Here is a 15,594-nt window from a genome sequence, read left to right as displayed (position 1 = left end):
GCGCGGAGCGTCGTGTTGGCCGTGGAGCGGGCGGCGCGCCCCGGCGTCCTCTCCAGCGCGCTAGGCTCATCGGCACGTGACACGGGGTGCCGCCGATGGCGGCTGAGAGCAGACCCGTCGAACCTGATCCAGTCAGCGCTGGCGTAGGGAATGTCCGAAGCCGCGGCCGGGTGCCGACGATCCTCCAGGATCCTCGCCGATCACACGCCGCAGCCGCTCCGGCCCCTCGCCCCGACGAGAGGAGCCCGATGGCCCCCGCAACCCCCTCAGACGGCGCCTCCAAGGTCGCTGCCGACCTCTCCGCAGGCCTCCCGATGCCCGTCGATCCTGCAGGGCTCGCCGCCCGCTGCGGCGACCTTCTGGGCGCGGTGCGCGAGCGCGGTCCGCTGGTCCACGCGATCACGAACTCCGTGGTCACGAACGTGACGGCGAACGTGGTGCTCGCTATCGGCGCCGCCCCGGCGATGGTCGACATCGTGGGCGAGGCCGGCGACTTCGCCGCGGTCGCCGACGGTCTTCTCATCAACCTGGGCACCCCCGCGCCCGAACAGCGCGAGGCCATGCACGAGGCGGTCGCCGGAGCTCGTCGCTCCGGGACGCCGTGGGTCCTGGACCCTGTCGCGATCGGATCGCTGCGCGTGCGCACGCCGCTTGCTGCCGAGCTGGTGGCCCAGAGGCCCACGGCCGTGCGCGGCAACGCCTCGGAGATCCTCGCCCTCGCCGGCGAGGGCAGCGGCGGCCGGGGCGTCGACTCCTCCGACCCGATCGACGCGGCCGTCGCGGCGGCGACCCGCCTCGCGCGCACGCAGGACACCGTGGTCGCGGTCTCCGGCGAGCGCGACCTCATCACCGACGGGAGCACCCTCGTGGAGGTGGCCGGCGGCAGTGCGATGCTGACCCGCATGACCGGCGGGGGCTGCGCCCTCGGCGCCGTGATCGCGGCCTTCCTGGGCGTGCGCAGCGAGGGAGCACCTGCGCTCGAGGCCGTCGTCGCCGCGCATGCCGCCTACTCCGCGGCGGCCGAGCGCGCCGCCTCCGGGGCCGACGGGCCGGGCACCTTCGCGCCCCGGCTCCTCGACGCCCTCGCCGCCATCGGCCCGGACGAGCTCCGCGCGCCCGGGCGCCTGCACGTCAGCCTCACGGATCAGGTCGGCGGCGGGGCCGCATGAGGCCCTCGAGCGAGGACCTCGGCCTGTACCTCGTCACCGATGCCGCGCTGTGCGGTGCGCGCGGCATCGTGCGCACGGTCGAACTCGCCGTCGAAGGCGGTGCGCGCGTGGTGCAGCTGCGGGAGAAGCACGCGGACCTCGCCGCGCACGTGCGCCTGCTGGAGCGTCTCGCGCGGGTGATCGACGCCCGCGCGCTGCTGCTGGTGAACGACCGTGTGGATGCCGCCGTCGCGGCGCGCGAGCAGGGGGTACGCGTGGACGGCGTGCACCTGGGGCAGGGCGACGAGGACGTGCGCCGTGCACGAGAACTGCTCGGGCCCGACGCCGTCATCGGGCTCAGCGCGAACACGTCGGCGCATCTGGACGCCGTGGCCGCGCTGCCGGAGGGCACCGTCGACCACGTGGGCATCGGCGCGATCCGCGCGACCGCCACCAAGGCGGATCATCCGCCGGCCCTCGGCGTCGAGGGGTTCGCGCTGCTCGCGGCCGCGTCCCCGGTGCCGAGCGTCGCGATCGGCGGGATCACCACGGCCGACGTCCCGGCCCTGCGGCGCGCGGGCGCCTCGGGGTGCGCGGTGGTCTCGGCGGTCTGCGCGGCCGACGATCCTCTGCGCGCGTCTCGCGTGCTCAGCGCGGCCTGGACCGAGGCGGCGCCGGACCGGTGAGCCCGGGTCCGCAGGGCGGGCCGGCGCCGGGGTCAGCGCGCCGGGATCCCCTCGCCCTCCCACAGCGCGAAGAAGTGGTGCAGCGGTCCGTGGCCGCGCCCCACGTCGAGCCGGTCGCTCGCGGCGAGCGCACCGTGGAGGTACTCCTTGGCGCCGCGCACGGCGTCCTCGACGGGCATGCGCGGCAGCCGGGCGGCGATCGCCGCCGAGAGCGTGCAGCCGGTGCCGTGGTCGTTGGTCGTCTCGATGCGCGGGGCGGGCAGCTCGACGATGCCCTCGCTCCCGCACAGCAGATCGGTGCTGGTGGGCGACCCCTCGAGGTGGCCGCCCTTGAGGAGGACGAGGCGCGGTCCGAGGGCCAGCAGGTCGTGGGCGCGCCGGCGCATCTCCGCCTCGCTCCAGTCGGGCTCCTCCCCCAGCAGCACCGCAGCCTCGGGCAGGTTCGGGGTGAGGACGTCGGCCAGCGGCACGAGCTGCTCGCGCACAGCGTCGACCGCGTCCTCGTCCAGGAGGCGGTCGCCGCTCTTGGCGACCATCACGGGATCCAGGACGATCCTGCGCGCCCCGTGGCGGCGCAGGCGCTCCGCGATGACCCCCGCGATGGCGGCGTTCGCGACCATGCCGATCTTCACGGCGTCCACCTGCACGTCCTCGAAGACCGCGTCGAGCTGTTCGCCGACGAACTCCGGGTCGAGCGCAACGACGCCGCGCACCCCCTGCGTGTTCTGGGCGACGACGGCCGTCACCACGGCCATCCCGTAGGCGCCCTGGGCGGCGAAGGACTTGAGGTCGGCGTGGATGCCCGCGCCGCCCGTCGGATCGGTCCCGGCGATCGAGAGGACGTTGGGGACGCGATCGCTGACGGGTCCGTCGGGGTTCGGGGCGCTGGGGCGGGTGTCGCTGGTGCTCACGATGCCTCTTCCACGAGGCCGGCGGGGAGGGCGCTCAGCGGTTCCGTCCCTGCGCCGGCATGATCCGGATCAGGTGCTCAGGGTCTCCACGCCGTCGCCGCCCCGCGCTGCTGCGCATCGCGTGACCAGTGGACTCTCAGCCCCTTGCCGGGACTCCCCTCGGTGCCGCTCAGGCTAGCAGGGAGAGGCTCCCGTCGGCGCCCGCGCCCATCGTCCGCGAGCGCAGCGCGGCGTCGGTGTCGGCGGCGGCGAGATCCGCATTGATGTGCGCTCCGGCGAGCGCACCCCAGCCGCCGCGGCGCCCACCTGCGCCGTCGGGTCGGTGATGTTCCCCGCGACCCAGACGCCGGGGACCTCGCTCACCCCGGCCATCGCCGACGGGACCTTCGCCCCCATCCCGGGGATCTCCTCGACACGCAGCCCCAGGCCCTCGAGACCGTCGAGGCGAGGGGTCATCGTGGTCGCGACGGCCAGCACGTGGCGCTCGATCACCTCTCCGCTCGCCAGGCGGACGCCCGCGATGCGGGACGCGCGCTCCCCGGCATCGGGGGCCGCACCGTCGCCGGCGATCACCTCGGCCACCTCCTCGTCGATCACGCGGATCCCGCGGGCGGACATCCTCGCCCGGGTCCGGGCATCCAGCGCGGTGCCGCGGGCGAAGAAGACGATGTCATCGCTGAGCTGGCGGAACAGCCACGCCTGGTGCGCGGACATCGGGCCCGAAGCGAGGATCCCGATCGGCTCGTCGCGCACCTCCCAGCCGTGGCAGTAGGGGCAGTGGACGACGCCGCTCCCCCAGTGCTCGGCGAGCCCCGGGATCGCAGGGAGCTCGTCGCGCACGCCGGTCGCGACGAGCAGGCGGCGTGCGCGCAGCGCGCTGCCGTCCTCGAGGGTGAGGTCGAAGCCTCCCTCGAGGCCGTCGACGCTCCAGTCCTGCCGCACCGAGGCGATACGGCCCCGCACGACGGTCCCTCCGTAACCCTCGACCTCTTCGCGCCCTCGCGCCAGGAGCTCGGCGGGCGGCGTCCCTTCACGGCCCAGCAGGCCGTGGACGCCCTCCGCCGGGGCGTTGCGCGGGTCCCCCGCGTCCACGACGATCACGCGCCGGCGGGAACGGGCGAGCATGAGTGCGCCGTTCAGTCCGGCGGCGCCGCCGCCGATGACGACGACGTCCGCGGTGGGATCCGCCGCGCCGCGCGCCGGGGAGATGTCGCCGGTGCTGGTGCCTGCAGGTGCAGCGGGGATGTCTCGGGTGTCCATGGGTGCCTCCTCCTGCCCGCGGGGCGGGCCGATCGTCGTGTACGACGTCGACACTAGGCAGGCGTTGCTTACGAGGCATACCCTATTGCGCATGACGCAAGAAGATGGAGCGATCGAGACCCTCGTGCGCAAACGGATCCGGGCGCTGCGCGTCTCGCGCGGATGGTCGCTCGGCGATCTGGCGGAGCGCGCCCGGATGAGTCCGTCCTCGCTCAGCCGGATCGAGGGAGGGACCCGGCGCCTGGCCCTGGATCAGCTGATCACGCTGGCCAGAGCCCTGGACACGACTCTCGACGAGCTCGTGGACTCCGGCGCGGACGATGTGGTCTCCAGCCCCACGCTCGACGGGCCCCGAGGAGCGATGCGCTGGACGATCCGGGGCCAGCCGGATCTCTCGGTGATCCGCCAGCGCCTCACGGAGCCGCCCTCGGCGCCGTCGGCCATGCGGGCGCACACGGGCCGCGAATGGTTCGTGGTGCTCTCGGGCACCGCGACCCTGCTGCTGGGCGACCGGCGTCTGCGGGTCGAGAAGGACCAGGCGGCGGAGTTCCCCACGATGCTCCCGCACGCGATCGGCGCGGAGGGCGGCCGGCCCTGCGAGATCCTCGGCGTCTTCGACCGCGAGGCGAGGCGCGAGCACAGCGGGCCGCCGTCGGCGTCGGCGGACTGAGCCGGCCGGGCTCCGCAGGCCACGACGCGACGAGCCCCCGTCCGGCGTGTGCCGGACGGGGGCTCCTGTCGGAGTGCTGGGACTCCGCGCAGCGGGTCTTACTCGCCGTCGTTCTTGCCGGTGAGGCCGTTCAGAGCGCCCTTCACCGAGTTCTTGACGTCCTGGGCCTTGTCCTCGAGACCGGCGCGCACCTGCTGCACCTTGCCCTCGGACTCGGCCTCCTTGTCACCGGTCAGCTTGCCGAAGCCCTCCTTGGCCTTTCCGCCCAGCTGATCCGCCGTGTTCTCGAACTTCTCATCCGCACTCATCAGTGCCTCCCTCGCTGTCGGATGTCCTGCTCGTACCCTTTCGAGTATAGGGAGGAACGCCGGACGGCGGGCGAGTTCCACCTGGCCGCGAGCTGAACGCGCTCTCGGGCTGACGGCGATCGGGACCTGGACGCGGTCGCGCCCCGCCTCCCGCCGATGAGGGCGGGGGACGGGGCGCGGTGCACGCGGAGCGTGCGACTCCCGGAACGAGGCGGCGGGCGGACCCGCCCCTCAGCTCAGGAGGAGGTTCAGGCCGGCTGGATGTTGGTCGCGGTCAGGCCGCGATCCGTGCGCTCGGTGTCGAAGGAGACCTTCTGGTCCTCCTCGAGGTTGCGGTAGCCGGAGCCGGCGATGTTGCTGAAGTGGGCGAAGACGTCGGCCGAGCCGTCGTCGGGGGCGATGAAGCCGTACCCCTTCTCGGAGTTGAACCACTTCACGGTGCCTGTAGTCATGCAGTCTTTCCTTCGGTGTGCAGAGAGCAGATGCTCTCTGTGCGGTCACGACGAGATTTCCGCCGTGCGCCCCCACGGCGGACATTTCCCGGGGGGAAGGAGTCCGAAGTGGGGAGATCGTGGGGATGGGCGGGATCGCCTCATCCTGGTGGGCTACCGCTGCGCTGCGGAGGTCCTCCTTGGACCTGCGACGCCACGGTCGATTGCAGGGGGTGGGGGTGCTGAGGGTGAAGATGTCCTGACGTTCGGCCGTGCGCTCGGTCGGCGCTGTTGATTCGAGCGTACCCGATGGATCCCGATCGCACGAGGGGTTTGCCGCGTGCATCATGCGGGAGTGTCGGGCGGAGCACTCGACGGGCACGCGATGAGGCCCCGCCGGCGCCGGTTCCCGTCACCACATCGCACGCGCGACTCCGGCGACGACGACGCTCAGCAGCTGGCCGCCCACCATCATCACCAGCCATGACGCACCCACCGCGACGCCGACGATCGCCGCCGTCCTGCGCCGCGAGCGCTGCAGCAGGGCGACGATCCCGATGACGATCGCGACCAGCGCCACGAGCGCGAGCAGGATCGTGGATCCCCAGCCCCAGAGCGCGTAGCCCGTGTGGTACTTCGCCATCAGGAGCGGCACCAGCACGTTCAGGCCGCCGCGGATGGTCGAGAGCACCACGAGCACGATCGCCGCGACCAGCGAGACGGCGCCCAGCGGGTTCGACGCGGGCTTCGCGCCCGTCACCTGCCCGGAGGGGGCGGCGGCCGACGTCGACGAGGGGTACGACGAGGGATCAGAGGCGGAGGGGGACGGTGCGGCGCCGGAGCGCGGGTGTTCGGGCTGGCCCATGGGGCGAGTATGCCCGATGAGCGTCGCGCCCCGACGGCGCGAGGCGGACGGACTCGGCATCGCGCACCGAGTCCGCCCGACCTCCTGCCCTCACGCCCGGACGGCGCATCGCCAGCCGCCCGGGCTCGTCAGGCGCCGGGCGGGCCGGTCAGCCGACGGCGGGGCCCACCCAGACCTGCTGGGCGTTGACGAACTCGCGGATGCCGTGCGGTCCCAGCTCCCGGCCGTAGCCGGAGCGCTTGATGCCGCCCGAGGGCAGACGCGGATCTGTCTTCACGATCCCGTTGACGCTGACCTGCCCTGCCTCGATGCGCCGGGCGAGGGCCTCCCCGCGCGCGGTCTCGGTCCAGATCGAGGAGCCGAGCCCGTACGGGGTGTCGTTCGCGATCGCGATGGCATCGTCCGCGTCGTCGGCCGCGACGACCACGGCGACCGGCCCGAAGGTCTCCTCGGTGCACGCGGTCATGCCCTGCTGCACGCCGGTGAGCAGGGTGACCGGATAGAAGAACCCGGGTCCGTCGGGCATCTCGCCCCCGAGCACGAGCTGCGCACCGGCCTCGACGGACGAGGCGACCTGCCGGTGCAGGTTCTCGCGCAGCTCCTCCCGGGCGATGGGCCCCACCTGGGTGGTGTCCTCGTGGGGGTCGCCCACGGTGAGCGCCTCGAGCTGCGCGCGCAGCAGCTCGACGAACTCGTCGTGCACCGAGCGCTCGACGATCACGCGCTTGGCGGCGATGCAGGACTGGCCGGCGTTGATGATGCGCGAGAGCGCGGAGACCTTCGCGGCCTCCTCGAGGTCCGCGTCGGCCAGCACGATGCACGGGTCCGAGCCGCCGAGCTCGAGCACGGCCGGCTTGATCTCGCTCGCGGCGATCGCCGCGACCTTCGCGCCGGCCCGGTCGGATCCGGTGAAGGAGACGGCGGCGATGCGGGGGTCGCGGATCGCCTGCTCGACGTCCTCGGTGCGGGCCTGGAGGACCTGGAAGATCCCCTCGGGGGCGCCGACGGCCCGGAAGACCTCCCCGATCGCCGCTGCGCAGCCGGGCACGTGCGGGTCGTGCTTCATCACGCACGTGTTGCCTGCCATCAGCGCGGGGGCGGCGAAGCGGAACGCGATCCAGAAGGGTGCGTTCCAGGGCAGCACGCCCAGCACCGGCCCGAGCGGCAGATGCTGGATGTAGGAGGAGGTGGCGTCGGAGGCGATGTGCTCGTCGGCCAGGTACTCCTCGGCGTGGTCGGCGTAGTGCTCGGCGGCCCAGGCGGCCTTGTTGACCTCTCCCCTGGCCTCGCCGATGGGCTTGCCCATCTCCTGGGTCATCAGCGGGGCGAGCTCCTCGACGTGCTCGCGCATGTGCGCGGCGACGGCGCGGAGCACGGCGGAGCGCTCGGCGAAGGTGGTCTCCTTCCAGGTCGTGAAGGCGTCGTGGGCGCGGCCGACGATCCCGCTGATCTGCGAGGGCGTCGCGGCGGGCACCTCGCGCACGACGTCGCCGGTGGTGGGGTCGATGGCTGTCAGCACGCTGGCGGTCTGTTCGCTCATGGTGTGCTCCTCTCAGGCGGAGTGGACGGTGAAGTCCTCGGGGACGTGGAAGAGGGATTCGCAGCCGTCGGCCGTGATGCGGACGGTGTCGGAGATCCCGCAGGTCTTGTCGCCGTCCACGCCCCACATCCAGGGGATGAGGTGGAAGGTCATGCCCTCCTCGAGCTCGCGCCGGTCCCCGCTCATGAGGGAGAGGATGTAGCCCTCGTCCCAGCTGGGCGGGAAGGCGATGCCGATCGAGTAGCCCGCGCGGGTGATCAGGTGCGCGCCCACGGAGTTGTCCTCGATGACGGCGCGGGTGAGCTCGTCGACCTCGGAGACGGTGACGCCGGGCTTCATGAGTCCGCGCAGCTCCGCCAGCGCCCGCTTCATCGTCTCCTGCGCCTCGTGCATGGAGTCGGTGAGGCCGCCGTTGACCACGGTGCGCATGATCGCCGCGTGGTAGCGGCGGTAGCAGCCGCCGATCTCGAGGAAGACGTGCTCACCGGGCTGGATGATGCGGCCCTCCCAGGTGGCGTGCCCGATCATCGAGCGCGGCCCCGAGGTCACGTAGGGCATGACCGCGGGGAACTCGCCGCCCGCCCGGAACATCGCGGAGGCGATCGCCGCGGCGACGTCGTTCTCCGTATTCCCGGGGACGGCGACCTCGACGCCCGCCGCCCAGCCGGCCTCGGCGGCCCGCGCCGCGCGGCCCATCACCTCGATCTCCGCCGGAGACTTGCGCAGGCGCCCCTCCTCGACGATTCCGAAGCAGTCCACGAGCCCGTGCCCGAAGGCCTCGTGCATGCGGTCCTGCTGGTAGGCCGGGAAGTAGTAGCTGTTGCGCTCGAAGCCCACCGTGGCGTCGCCGAGCCCCAGATCCTTCAGCAGGCCCACGAGGGTGGCGATGGCGTCGCCGTCGTCGGGGAAGGGCCGGGTGCGGTCCACCCAGGTGCGGTGGATGACGTTGGACTCCTCCATGCCGCGGGTGACGAACACGGAATCGTCCGTCAGCGGCACCACGAGCGCCTGGAAGAAGGAGTACCCGGTCGTCTGGTAGTCCGTGAGGTACATGAGGTTCTCAGGGTCCGAGATCACGACCGCGTCCAGTCCGCGCTCGGCCATGCGGCTGCGCAGGCCGTCCAGGCGGCGCTCGTACTCCTCGGGCGCGAAGGTCATGTCCTCGCGCCGGCGCATCAGCGGGCGCCTTCCAGGCCGGCGTCCTTCGCGGCGGGGATCGCCGCCGCGGCGGCGTCGATCGCCTCGGCGAGGATGTCGAGGCCTGCGGCGAGGTCGTCCTCGGGGATCGTCAGCGGCGGGATGAGCTTCACGACCCGGCCGTCCTGGCCGCAGGGACCGATGAGCAGCCCGCGCGCGAAGCACTCGTCCTGGACCTTCTTGGCGAAGGCGCCTTCGAGGGTGTCCACGGCCTGCATCATGCCCTTGCCGCGCACCTCCCAGCCCCGCTCGGGGTGGGCCGCGGCGATCTGCTCGAGCCGGTCGCGCATCACCTGCCCCTTGGCGGTCACCTCCTTCCCGAAGGCGTCGTCCGTGAAGTAGTCCAGGGCCACGGTGCCCGCGACGAAGGACATACCCTGGCCGCGGAAGGTCCCGGTGTGCGCGCCGGGCGACCAGTGCCGATCGACCTCGGGCTTGTTGAGGTTCATGGCGATCGGGGTGCCGAACCCGCCCAGTCCCTTGGCGAGCGTGATGATGTCGGGGTCCAGGCCCATCCCGTCGAAGGAGAAGAAGCTGCCGGTGCGGCCGATGCCCGCCTGGATGTCGTCGAAGATCACGAGCGCGCCGACCTCGCGGGCGAGGTCCTGGACGGAGCGGAGCCATGCCGCGCTGGCCACGTTGACGCCGCCCTCGGCCTGGATCGGCTCGAGGAGGAACGCGGCGGGTGCGGTGAGCCCGCTCGAGGTGTCCAGCAGGGCCTCCCGGTACTCGGCGATCGCGGTGTCCCCTCCCGGTGCGGTCTCGAACGGCAGGCGCACGATGTTGTCCAGCGGCACCCCGGCCCACTGCCGAAAGGCGTGGTTGGCGGTCGCGGCGAGGGAGCCGAGGGTCATGCCGTGGAAGCCGTGGCTGAACGCGACGATCTCGCGGCGGCCGGTGGCGCGGCGGGCGAGCTTCATGGCGGCCTCGACGGCGTTGGAGCCGGTGGGGCCCATGAACTGCATACGATGGTTCATGCCGCGCGGGGCGAGGATGACGTCCTGGAACTTCTGCACGAAGTCCCGCTTGGTGGTGGTGTACGTGTCGAGGCTGTGGGCGACGCCGTCGTTGCTGATGAACTCGATCAGCGCCTCCTTCATCCTCGGGTTGTTGTGCCCGAAGTTCAGGACGCCGGCGCCGGCGAAGAAGTCGATGTAGCTGGTGCCGTCCTCGTCGACCTGGCGCGCGTTGGACGCGGAGGCGAAGACGGTCGGGTAGTTGCGGCAGTAGCCGCGGTTCTCGGATTCGTGCTGCTCGAAGACTGCAGTGTCCATGGCATATGCCTCGCTTTCGGCGACGTGCGAGAGGACGTCGATCCGGACCACTGTGTCCGGGATCGACGAAGGCGGCCCCGAATCGAGAACCGCCTTATGACGCACCCTCGACCCCCGATGCCGCCCCCGTCAAGCAGGGTCTGTCCCCCGGTGCCGACGGGTGGAGCGGTTCGGCGCTCCCACCTGCGCGGGGTCCTTCTCGATACATCCGGGGATCGGGGCCCCGGCGTGTCCGCCCGGCGCGGGCCGGCGTGCGCCCGAGCGGTGCGGCCGGCGTGCGCCGCGGCGGCGCGCCGTGGGTGCACACGGCTCGCGCCCCGACCTTCCCGAGGCCTGCGAGCGCACGTAGGGTGGCAGCCATCACACGTCGCGACGGAGGAGGCGACCACGATGGCGCAGACAGAGCCCCACCTGGCCGAGATCGCGCTGCGGGTCGCGCGCGGCGAGCTGGCCCTCGTGCCCGGCAGTCCGCGAAGCGGCCCGAACTCGCGGGCGGAGGCGCAGGCGCTGCTGTTCGATGCGCTCGGCGCCCTCCCGGAGGATGTGCAGCACCGCCTGTTCGGCGAGCCCTCCCAGCGCGCGATGTTCCTGTACTACGAGGAGGGCCCGGCCACCGTGGGCGTGGTCCTCGAACCGGCGACCGCCGTGCACGGCCCCACCCTCGCCGCGGTGGAACGGCACGTGCGCGAGGTCGTCGCCGCAGAGCGCGGAGTCGTGCACGAGGACGTGCGCGTGTTCGGCACCCGCGTGGACCGCGATGTGGTGCTCACTGCGCTGCAGGACGTCGTGCCCCGGAGGTGAGGGCGGGCGGCCGCCGTTCCGAGGCAGGTCGCTGCGACGCCGCCGCGTCGGAGTCTCCGCGTCAGAGAGCCCGAGGGAGCTCCTTCTCGAGTCTCTGCGAGGTCTCCGTGGCGCTGCGGCGCACGCCTGCGTCGTCGACGTACTCGTAGGTGCAGGTCTCCGACTCGCCGGTCGCCGCGAAACCGAGCCGCTCGTACAGGCGTCGCGCATCGGGATTGTCGATACCGACGGCGAGACCGATCCGGCCCTGCGGTCGTGCGGCATCCTCGGCCTCCGCGATCAGCGCGGAGCCGACTCCTCTGCTGCGGAAACCCGCCTCGACGCGCAGGTTCCGCAGCTCCGGCACCTGCTTCCACACCAGCTCCCCCGAGCCGACGGGGACCTCACCGATCCGCGCGACCAGGAAGAGGCACAGTCCCTGCTGCTGGGCGGCGAACACGGAGGACGCATAGTCCTTCCCCACGGGCTCAGGAGAGGTGAGCGCGCGCGCATCGTCCTCCGCGCAGGGGTGGATGCGCAGTCCTGCGGCGGGGTCCGGTGCGTCCATGCGCGCACCCTACCGACCCCGGCGAGCGCGGGAGGGCGTGAGGCGAGCCTGTTCAGCGGCGGTCGAGGTAGCCGCGGGCCGACCGGTGGGCCCGGTCGATCTTCTGGGCATGCGCGGGGGCGCGCTTCCGGGCGGCGCCCGCGACGGCGTCCGCGGCGCTCCCGGCGGCTTGCCGCCCCTTCTCGGTCCGCAGGGCATGGCGGGCGGCGTGGACGAGGTGGGAGAGTCTCATGCCCCGGTACACGATCAGGGTGCTCTGCGGTCTTCCTGAACCCCGCCGTGGCGGAGGCTGAACGCCGCCCTTCGGCGACCGGTGCCGCCCGCGCCTCATCGAGCGCTTGTGCAGCCCGTCGTTCCCGCGGCTCAGCGGGACGTCTGCGATGCGCTCCGCACCCTGGCGCGTTCCACGGCCTCGCGCGCGTTCCCCTGCCACGGGTCCCCGTGCCCGGGCAGGATCAGGCCGACGGGCAGGTCGGCGAACACATCGAGCCCGTCGAGCGCCGCCTGCGGATCCCGCGCGAAGAACTCGGGGAGCATCTGGGGCCCGTCGACGACGGAGAGCCGATGCCCCGTGATCAGCGCGTCGCCGCTGAGGAGGATCCCGGCGTCCCGCAGCAGGAATGCCGCGTGCCCGAGGCTGTGGCCGGGCGAGGCCACGGGCTCGGGATGCCCGGGGAGGTCGAGGGGCCCACCCAGAGGCAGCGGCGAGGCCGACGGCACGGCCAGGTGGGAGAGCCCGCCCGCACGCAGGACCGTGAGGATCCACCGCGCCATGTGCGGGGCGGAGAGGTTGGCGAGCACGTCGCGCGCGCCCGCCTGGTCGTGGACCTCGCCGTGCAGGGCGGGGATCTCGTCAGGATGCGCGAGCACGGGCACATCCCAGTGGCTGAGCAGGCCGGGCACGGTGCCGATATGGTCGACGTGCGCATGGGTGACCAGCACGGCGCGGACCTTCGAGGGGCTGCCGACGAGTCGGCGCACGTCGTCCGCGACCTGCGGAGCATCCCCGGGGTAGCCGGCCTCCACGAGGGTGAGCTCGTCGTCCTCGCGCAGCAGGATCCAGTTGGATCCGCATCCGGAGGAGAAGAACACTCCGTCGGCGACTTCACGCATGGCAGGGGTCCTCCGGTTCTCGGACGGGGCGCGCAGCACGGACAGGGACGGCGACGCGCTGGTAGGCGGCGCGCCGGTCGGCGGTGTCAGTCACCCAGGATCGCTCCGCGCGAGGCGGACTTCACGAGCTTGACGTACTTGGCCAGAACTCCCTTGGTGAACTTCGGCGGCAGCGGCGCCCACCCCTTCTTGCGGGACTCGAGCTCCTCGGGGTCCACCAGCACGTCCAGCTTCCCCGTCGCGACCTCGAGGCGGATCCTGTCGCCGTCGCGCACGAAGGCGATCGGCCCGCCGTCCACGGCCTCCGGGGCGATGTGGCCGACGCACAGGCCGGTGGTGCCGCCGGAGAAGCGTCCGTCGGTCATGAGCAGGACGTCCTTCCCCAGGCCGGCGCCCTTGATCGCCGCGGTGATCGCAAGCATCTCGCGCATCCCGGGGCCTCCCTTGGGGCCCTCGTAGCGGATGACGACCACGTCGCCGTGGGTGATGGTGCCGTTGCGCAGGGCCTGCAGAGCGGGCTTCTCGCGCTCGAAGACGCGCGCGGTCCCCTCGAAGACGTCGCCCTCGAAGCCGGCGGACTTCACGACCGCGCCCTCGGGGGCGAGGGAGCCGTGGAGGATCGTGATGCCGCCGGTGGGTGCGATCGGGTCGGACACCGGTCGCAGGATCTTCCCGTCGGGCTCGGGCGGGTCGAGGACCTCGAGGTTCTCGGCGATCGTCCGGCCGGTGACGGTGAGGCAGTCGCCGTCGAGCAGCCCCGCCTCGAGGAGGGAGCGCATGACGACCTGGATGCCGCCGACGCGGTCCACGTCGTTCATGACGTACTGGCCGTAGGGCTTGAGGTTCGCCAGATGAGGGACCTTCGCGCCGATGCGCGCGAAGTCCTCGAGCGTGAGGTCGACGTCGACCTCGTGGGCGATCGCCATGAGGTGCAGCACCGCGTTGGTGGAGCCGCCGAACGCCTGGACGACGGCGATCGCGTTCTCGAACGCGGGCTTGGTGAGGATGTCGCGCGTGGTGATGCCCTGGCGCAGCATCTCCACGACGGCCTCGCCGGCGCGTCGCGCGTCCGCGTCGCGGCGCCGGTCGGCCGACGGCGGCGTCGCCGAGCCGGGGATCGACATCCCGATCGCCTCGGCGACGGTGGACATGGTGTTGGCGGTGTAGAAGCCTCCGCAGGCGCCCTCGCCGGGGCAGATGCGGCGCTCGATCTGGTCGGCGTCGGCCTGGCTCATGCGGCCGCGGGCCAGTGCCCCGGCGGCCTCGAAGCCGTCGATGATGGTGACGTCCTTCGAGGTGCCGTCGGACAGGTCCACGTGGCCGGGCATGATGCTCCCGGCGTAGACGAACACGCTGGCCAGGTCCAGCCGTGCGGCGGCCATGAGCATGCCCGGCAGGGACTTGTCGCAGCCGGCGAGCAGGACGGAGCCGTCGAGCCTCTCGGCGCTCATCACGGTCTCGACGGAGTCGGCGATCAGGTCGCGCGAGACCAGGGAGAAGTGCATGCCCTCGTGGCCCATCGAGATGCCGTCGGATACGGAGATGGTGCCGAACTGCAGGGGGTAGCCGCCCGCGGCGTGCACGCCGTCCTTCGCGGCGCCCGCCAGCCGGTCCAGGGAGAGATTGCACGGGGTGATCTCGTTCCAGGAGCTGGCGACGCCGATCTGCGGCTTGTCCCAGTCCTCGTCCCCCATGCCCACGGCGCGGAGCATCCCGCGCGAGACGATCGCGTCGGGCCCGTCGGTGACCTGGTGACTGCGGGGCTTCAGTCGCGAGGCGCCGGTGCCGGTGGCAACGGGATCGGCGGCGGTGGGATCGGCGGCGGTGGGGTCGGAATCGGCGGTGTTCCCGGGGGCGGTCATGCCCTCGACTCTAGGACGTGAGCGCGATCATGTCAGGGGGCACGGGAGCGGAGGATCCCCCGCCCTACGCGACCTCAGGCGGCCATGGGGCGCTCGGTCGCGCCGATCCGGAGCGCCGACAGCACGGCTGCCAGGACGACGGCAGGACGATCCCTGCCTCCACCGCGCGCCGAGCCCCGACGCAGTCCGAGAGGTTCCCGGCGCACAACAGCAGTGACGCGAACACCAGCGCGTACCCGTCGACCATCCACAGCAGCGCGGAGATCCCGCCGCCCGGCTCCCGTCCGGTCGAGCTGAAGGCGGTGTTCACCATGAGGATGTCGAGCGTGGCGAGGACGAACGCGCCCGCCAGCGCAGCCGCAGAGATAGCCTGACCGCAGGCGGCTAGTACCCGGGCAGGCGCTGGCCGCCCAGAGCGGGGGCGTCGCCCCCGCCCGGGTGCCCCCACCCCCTTCCACGGGGCGCGGGCGCTTCCTGTGAAGTGTCGGACTTGCCCCCACGAATGTCCCGCGCGCCGTGGAGTGGCCTTCGGTGGCTCTCTTGATTGAAGCCCGGGAGATCCACCTCTGGAGTGGCGCACTTCGAAAACGTCCCCCGTTCTCGGTACCTGGGAGGCGGGGGCGTTCTTCGTGCCTGGGGGTAGCCTTCGTGGAAGGTGGCTTCTTCTGTGGACCGTCGGGGAGGCCTCCACGTCGCGGGAGCAGCCACTCCCGCCATTCGAAGCGCCCCCATCCTGACCTCACGATCGGGGTGGGGGCGCTCCGTCGTCTCCTGAGTAGCTCAGCGGCGCCGACCTGCGGCCAGACCGTAGACGACCATGACGATCAATGCGCCGATGACGGAGAGCACGATCGTCCACACGCTCCACGGATCCGCGAAGACACCGGGGACTGCCGCAAGGATGGGTGACATCTGATCTGGCTTGCCCGTAGGGCGGCCTGGAAGGATGTGTACCATGCCCGCTCCCTACCCCCAGGAGTT

At 72.3% G+C, this 15,594-nt stretch carries 17 protein-coding genes and 2 riboswitches; of the genes, 4 read left to right on the top strand and 13 right to left on the bottom strand.

From position 1 onward, the window contains the following. The first annotated feature begins 72 nt into the window (after positions 1 to 72). Positions 73 to 168: riboswitch (TPP riboswitch) on the top strand. A gap of 146 nt (positions 169 to 314) precedes the next feature. Together thiM and thiE are read left to right on the top strand one after the other, a co-directional pair. After that, a complete protein-coding gene (gene thiM, locus ACFQ53_RS15170) occupies positions 315 to 1,169 on the top strand; it encodes a hydroxyethylthiazole kinase (protein WP_377861127.1) in 855 nt (284 codons plus the stop codon). Further along, positions 1,166 to 1,834, top strand: a complete 669-nt coding sequence (gene thiE, locus ACFQ53_RS15165; protein ID WP_377861093.1) for a thiamine phosphate synthase — start codon at positions 1,166 to 1,168, stop codon at positions 1,832 to 1,834. The genes thiM and thiE overlap by 4 nt, the downstream gene beginning before the upstream one ends. Before the next feature lie 32 nt (positions 1,835 to 1,866). Here thiE and thiD read toward each other — a convergent pair whose 3' ends face one another. Both thiD and ACFQ53_RS15155 read right to left on the bottom strand, forming a co-directional pair. Next, positions 1,867 to 2,745 carry a bifunctional hydroxymethylpyrimidine kinase/phosphomethylpyrimidine kinase gene (gene thiD, locus ACFQ53_RS15160; RefSeq protein WP_377861091.1) on the bottom strand — a complete coding sequence of 293 codons (879 nt, stop codon included), beginning with the start codon at positions 2,743 to 2,745 and terminating at the stop codon, positions 1,867 to 1,869. 43 nt (positions 2,746 to 2,788) lie between these two features. After that, positions 2,789 to 2,908: riboswitch (TPP riboswitch) on the bottom strand. A gap of 11 nt (positions 2,909 to 2,919) precedes the next feature. After that, complete coding sequence (locus tag ACFQ53_RS15155) at positions 2,920 to 4,005, bottom strand: NAD(P)/FAD-dependent oxidoreductase (protein ID WP_377861089.1); 1,086 nt, start codon at positions 4,003 to 4,005, stop codon at positions 2,920 to 2,922. A gap of 91 nt (positions 4,006 to 4,096) precedes the next feature. On the opposite strand from ACFQ53_RS15155, the gene ACFQ53_RS15150 reads away from it, so the two are divergent. Continuing rightward, positions 4,097 to 4,675, top strand: coding sequence for a helix-turn-helix domain-containing protein (locus tag ACFQ53_RS15150; RefSeq protein WP_377861087.1), 579 nt, complete (start codon positions 4,097 to 4,099; stop codon positions 4,673 to 4,675). 98 nt (positions 4,676 to 4,773) lie between these two features. Here ACFQ53_RS15150 and ACFQ53_RS15145 read toward each other — a convergent pair whose 3' ends face one another. The 6 genes from ACFQ53_RS15145 to ACFQ53_RS15120 form a co-directional block, all read right to left on the bottom strand. After that, entirely contained in the window at positions 4,774 to 4,983 is a 210-nt protein-coding gene (locus ACFQ53_RS15145) for a CsbD family protein (protein WP_249480863.1), read from the bottom strand. Positions 4,984 to 5,231: 248 nt separating this feature from the next. Next, positions 5,232 to 5,435, bottom strand: coding sequence for a cold-shock protein (locus tag ACFQ53_RS15140; RefSeq protein ID WP_152352115.1), 204 nt, complete (start codon positions 5,433 to 5,435; stop codon positions 5,232 to 5,234). 391 nt (positions 5,436 to 5,826) lie between these two features. Beyond that, on the bottom strand, positions 5,827 to 6,279 hold the full coding sequence (locus ACFQ53_RS15135; protein ID WP_377861084.1) for a hypothetical protein: 453 nt from the start codon (positions 6,277 to 6,279) through the stop codon (positions 5,827 to 5,829). A 148-nt stretch (positions 6,280 to 6,427) separates the two neighbouring features. Then, complete coding sequence (locus tag ACFQ53_RS15130) at positions 6,428 to 7,819, bottom strand: NAD-dependent succinate-semialdehyde dehydrogenase (RefSeq protein ID WP_249480865.1); 1,392 nt, start codon at positions 7,817 to 7,819, stop codon at positions 6,428 to 6,430. 12 nt (positions 7,820 to 7,831) lie between these two features. Continuing rightward, positions 7,832 to 8,995, bottom strand: coding sequence for an ectoine hydrolase (gene doeA / locus ACFQ53_RS15125; protein ID WP_152352118.1), 1,164 nt, complete (start codon positions 8,993 to 8,995; stop codon positions 7,832 to 7,834). Beyond that, a complete protein-coding gene (locus tag ACFQ53_RS15120; protein ID WP_377861081.1) occupies positions 8,995 to 10,290 on the bottom strand; it encodes an aspartate aminotransferase family protein in 1,296 nt (431 codons plus the stop codon). Before ACFQ53_RS15120 ends, doeA begins: the two co-directional genes overlap by 1 nt. 390 nt (positions 10,291 to 10,680) lie before the next feature. Here ACFQ53_RS15120 and ACFQ53_RS15115 point away from each other — a divergent pair, with 390 nt between their 5' ends. Continuing rightward, on the top strand, positions 10,681 to 11,091 hold the full coding sequence (locus ACFQ53_RS15115) for a hypothetical protein (protein ID WP_377861079.1): 411 nt from the start codon (positions 10,681 to 10,683) through the stop codon (positions 11,089 to 11,091). Between the two features lie 61 nt (positions 11,092 to 11,152). On the opposite strand, the gene ACFQ53_RS15110 is transcribed toward ACFQ53_RS15115, so the two are convergent. The 5 genes from ACFQ53_RS15110 to ACFQ53_RS15090 all read right to left on the bottom strand — a co-directional run bounded on the left by ACFQ53_RS15110 (position 11,153) and on the right by ACFQ53_RS15090 (position 15,525). Further along, the gene (locus ACFQ53_RS15110; protein ID WP_377861077.1) at positions 11,153 to 11,638 is read right to left on the bottom strand and encodes a GNAT family N-acetyltransferase; all 486 of its coding nucleotides are present in this window, start codon (positions 11,636 to 11,638) and stop codon (positions 11,153 to 11,155) included. A gap of 52 nt (positions 11,639 to 11,690) precedes the next feature. After that, on the bottom strand, positions 11,691 to 11,870 hold the full coding sequence (locus tag ACFQ53_RS15105; protein ID WP_377861075.1) for a hypothetical protein: 180 nt from the start codon (positions 11,868 to 11,870) through the stop codon (positions 11,691 to 11,693). A 131-nt stretch (positions 11,871 to 12,001) separates the two neighbouring features. Next, positions 12,002 to 12,751, bottom strand: coding sequence for an MBL fold metallo-hydrolase (locus tag ACFQ53_RS15100; RefSeq protein ID WP_377861073.1), 750 nt, complete (start codon positions 12,749 to 12,751; stop codon positions 12,002 to 12,004). 86 nt (positions 12,752 to 12,837) lie between these two features. After that, positions 12,838 to 14,613: a dihydroxy-acid dehydratase gene (gene ilvD / locus ACFQ53_RS15095; protein ID WP_377861071.1), complete on the bottom strand. Its 1,776-nt coding sequence runs from the start codon at positions 14,611 to 14,613 to the stop codon at positions 12,838 to 12,840. Between the two features lie 780 nt (positions 14,614 to 15,393). Then, positions 15,394 to 15,525, bottom strand: coding sequence for a hypothetical protein (locus tag ACFQ53_RS15090; protein WP_377861069.1), 132 nt, complete (start codon positions 15,523 to 15,525; stop codon positions 15,394 to 15,396). Positions 15,526 to 15,594: the final 69 nt, after the last annotated feature.

Source organism: Brachybacterium sp. NPDC056505 (assembly GCF_042794925.1).
GTDB lineage: Bacteria > Actinomycetota > Actinomycetes > Actinomycetales > Dermabacteraceae > Brachybacterium > Brachybacterium kimchii.
The sequence above is the reverse complement of the archived record's forward strand: the minus strand, read 5'-3'. Positions and strand labels throughout refer to the sequence as shown.

Bases quoted from the DNA above. Each gene is read 5' to 3' on its own strand.
- doeA (WP_152352118.1), bottom strand. From the start codon at position 8,995: ATGCGCCGGCGCGAGGACATGACCTTCGCGCCCGAGGAGTACGAGCGC.
- ACFQ53_RS15130 (WP_249480865.1), bottom strand. From the start codon at position 7,819: ATGAGCGAACAGACCGCCAGCGTGCTGACAGCCATCGACCCCACCACC.
- thiM (WP_377861127.1), top strand. From the start codon at position 315: ATGCCCGTCGATCCTGCAGGGCTCGCCGCCCGCTGCGGCGACCTTCTG.
- ACFQ53_RS15150 (WP_377861087.1), top strand. From the start codon at position 4,097: ATGACGCAAGAAGATGGAGCGATCGAGACCCTCGTGCGCAAACGGATC.
- ACFQ53_RS15100 (WP_377861073.1), bottom strand. From the start codon at position 12,751: ATGCGTGAAGTCGCCGACGGAGTGTTCTTCTCCTCCGGATGCGGATCC.
- ilvD (WP_377861071.1), bottom strand. From the start codon at position 14,613: ATGACCGCCCCCGGGAACACCGCCGATTCCGACCCCACCGCCGCCGAT.
- ACFQ53_RS15090 (WP_377861069.1), bottom strand. From the start codon at position 15,525: ATGTCACCCATCCTTGCGGCAGTCCCCGGTGTCTTCGCGGATCCGTGG.
- ACFQ53_RS15145 (WP_249480863.1), bottom strand. From the start codon at position 4,983: ATGAGTGCGGATGAGAAGTTCGAGAACACGGCGGATCAGCTGGGCGGA.
- ACFQ53_RS15115 (WP_377861079.1), top strand. From the start codon at position 10,681: ATGGCGCAGACAGAGCCCCACCTGGCCGAGATCGCGCTGCGGGTCGCG.
- ACFQ53_RS15155 (WP_377861089.1), bottom strand. From the start codon at position 4,005: ATGGACACCCGAGACATCCCCGCTGCACCTGCAGGCACCAGCACCGGC.
- ACFQ53_RS15105 (WP_377861075.1), bottom strand. From the start codon at position 11,870: ATGAGACTCTCCCACCTCGTCCACGCCGCCCGCCATGCCCTGCGGACC.
- ACFQ53_RS15140 (WP_152352115.1), bottom strand. From the start codon at position 5,435: ATGACTACAGGCACCGTGAAGTGGTTCAACTCCGAGAAGGGGTACGGC.
- thiE (WP_377861093.1), top strand. From the start codon at position 1,166: ATGAGGCCCTCGAGCGAGGACCTCGGCCTGTACCTCGTCACCGATGCC.
- ACFQ53_RS15110 (WP_377861077.1), bottom strand. From the start codon at position 11,638: ATGGACGCACCGGACCCCGCCGCAGGACTGCGCATCCACCCCTGCGCG.
- ACFQ53_RS15120 (WP_377861081.1), bottom strand. From the start codon at position 10,290: ATGGACACTGCAGTCTTCGAGCAGCACGAATCCGAGAACCGCGGCTAC.
- ACFQ53_RS15135 (WP_377861084.1), bottom strand. From the start codon at position 6,279: ATGGGCCAGCCCGAACACCCGCGCTCCGGCGCCGCACCGTCCCCCTCC.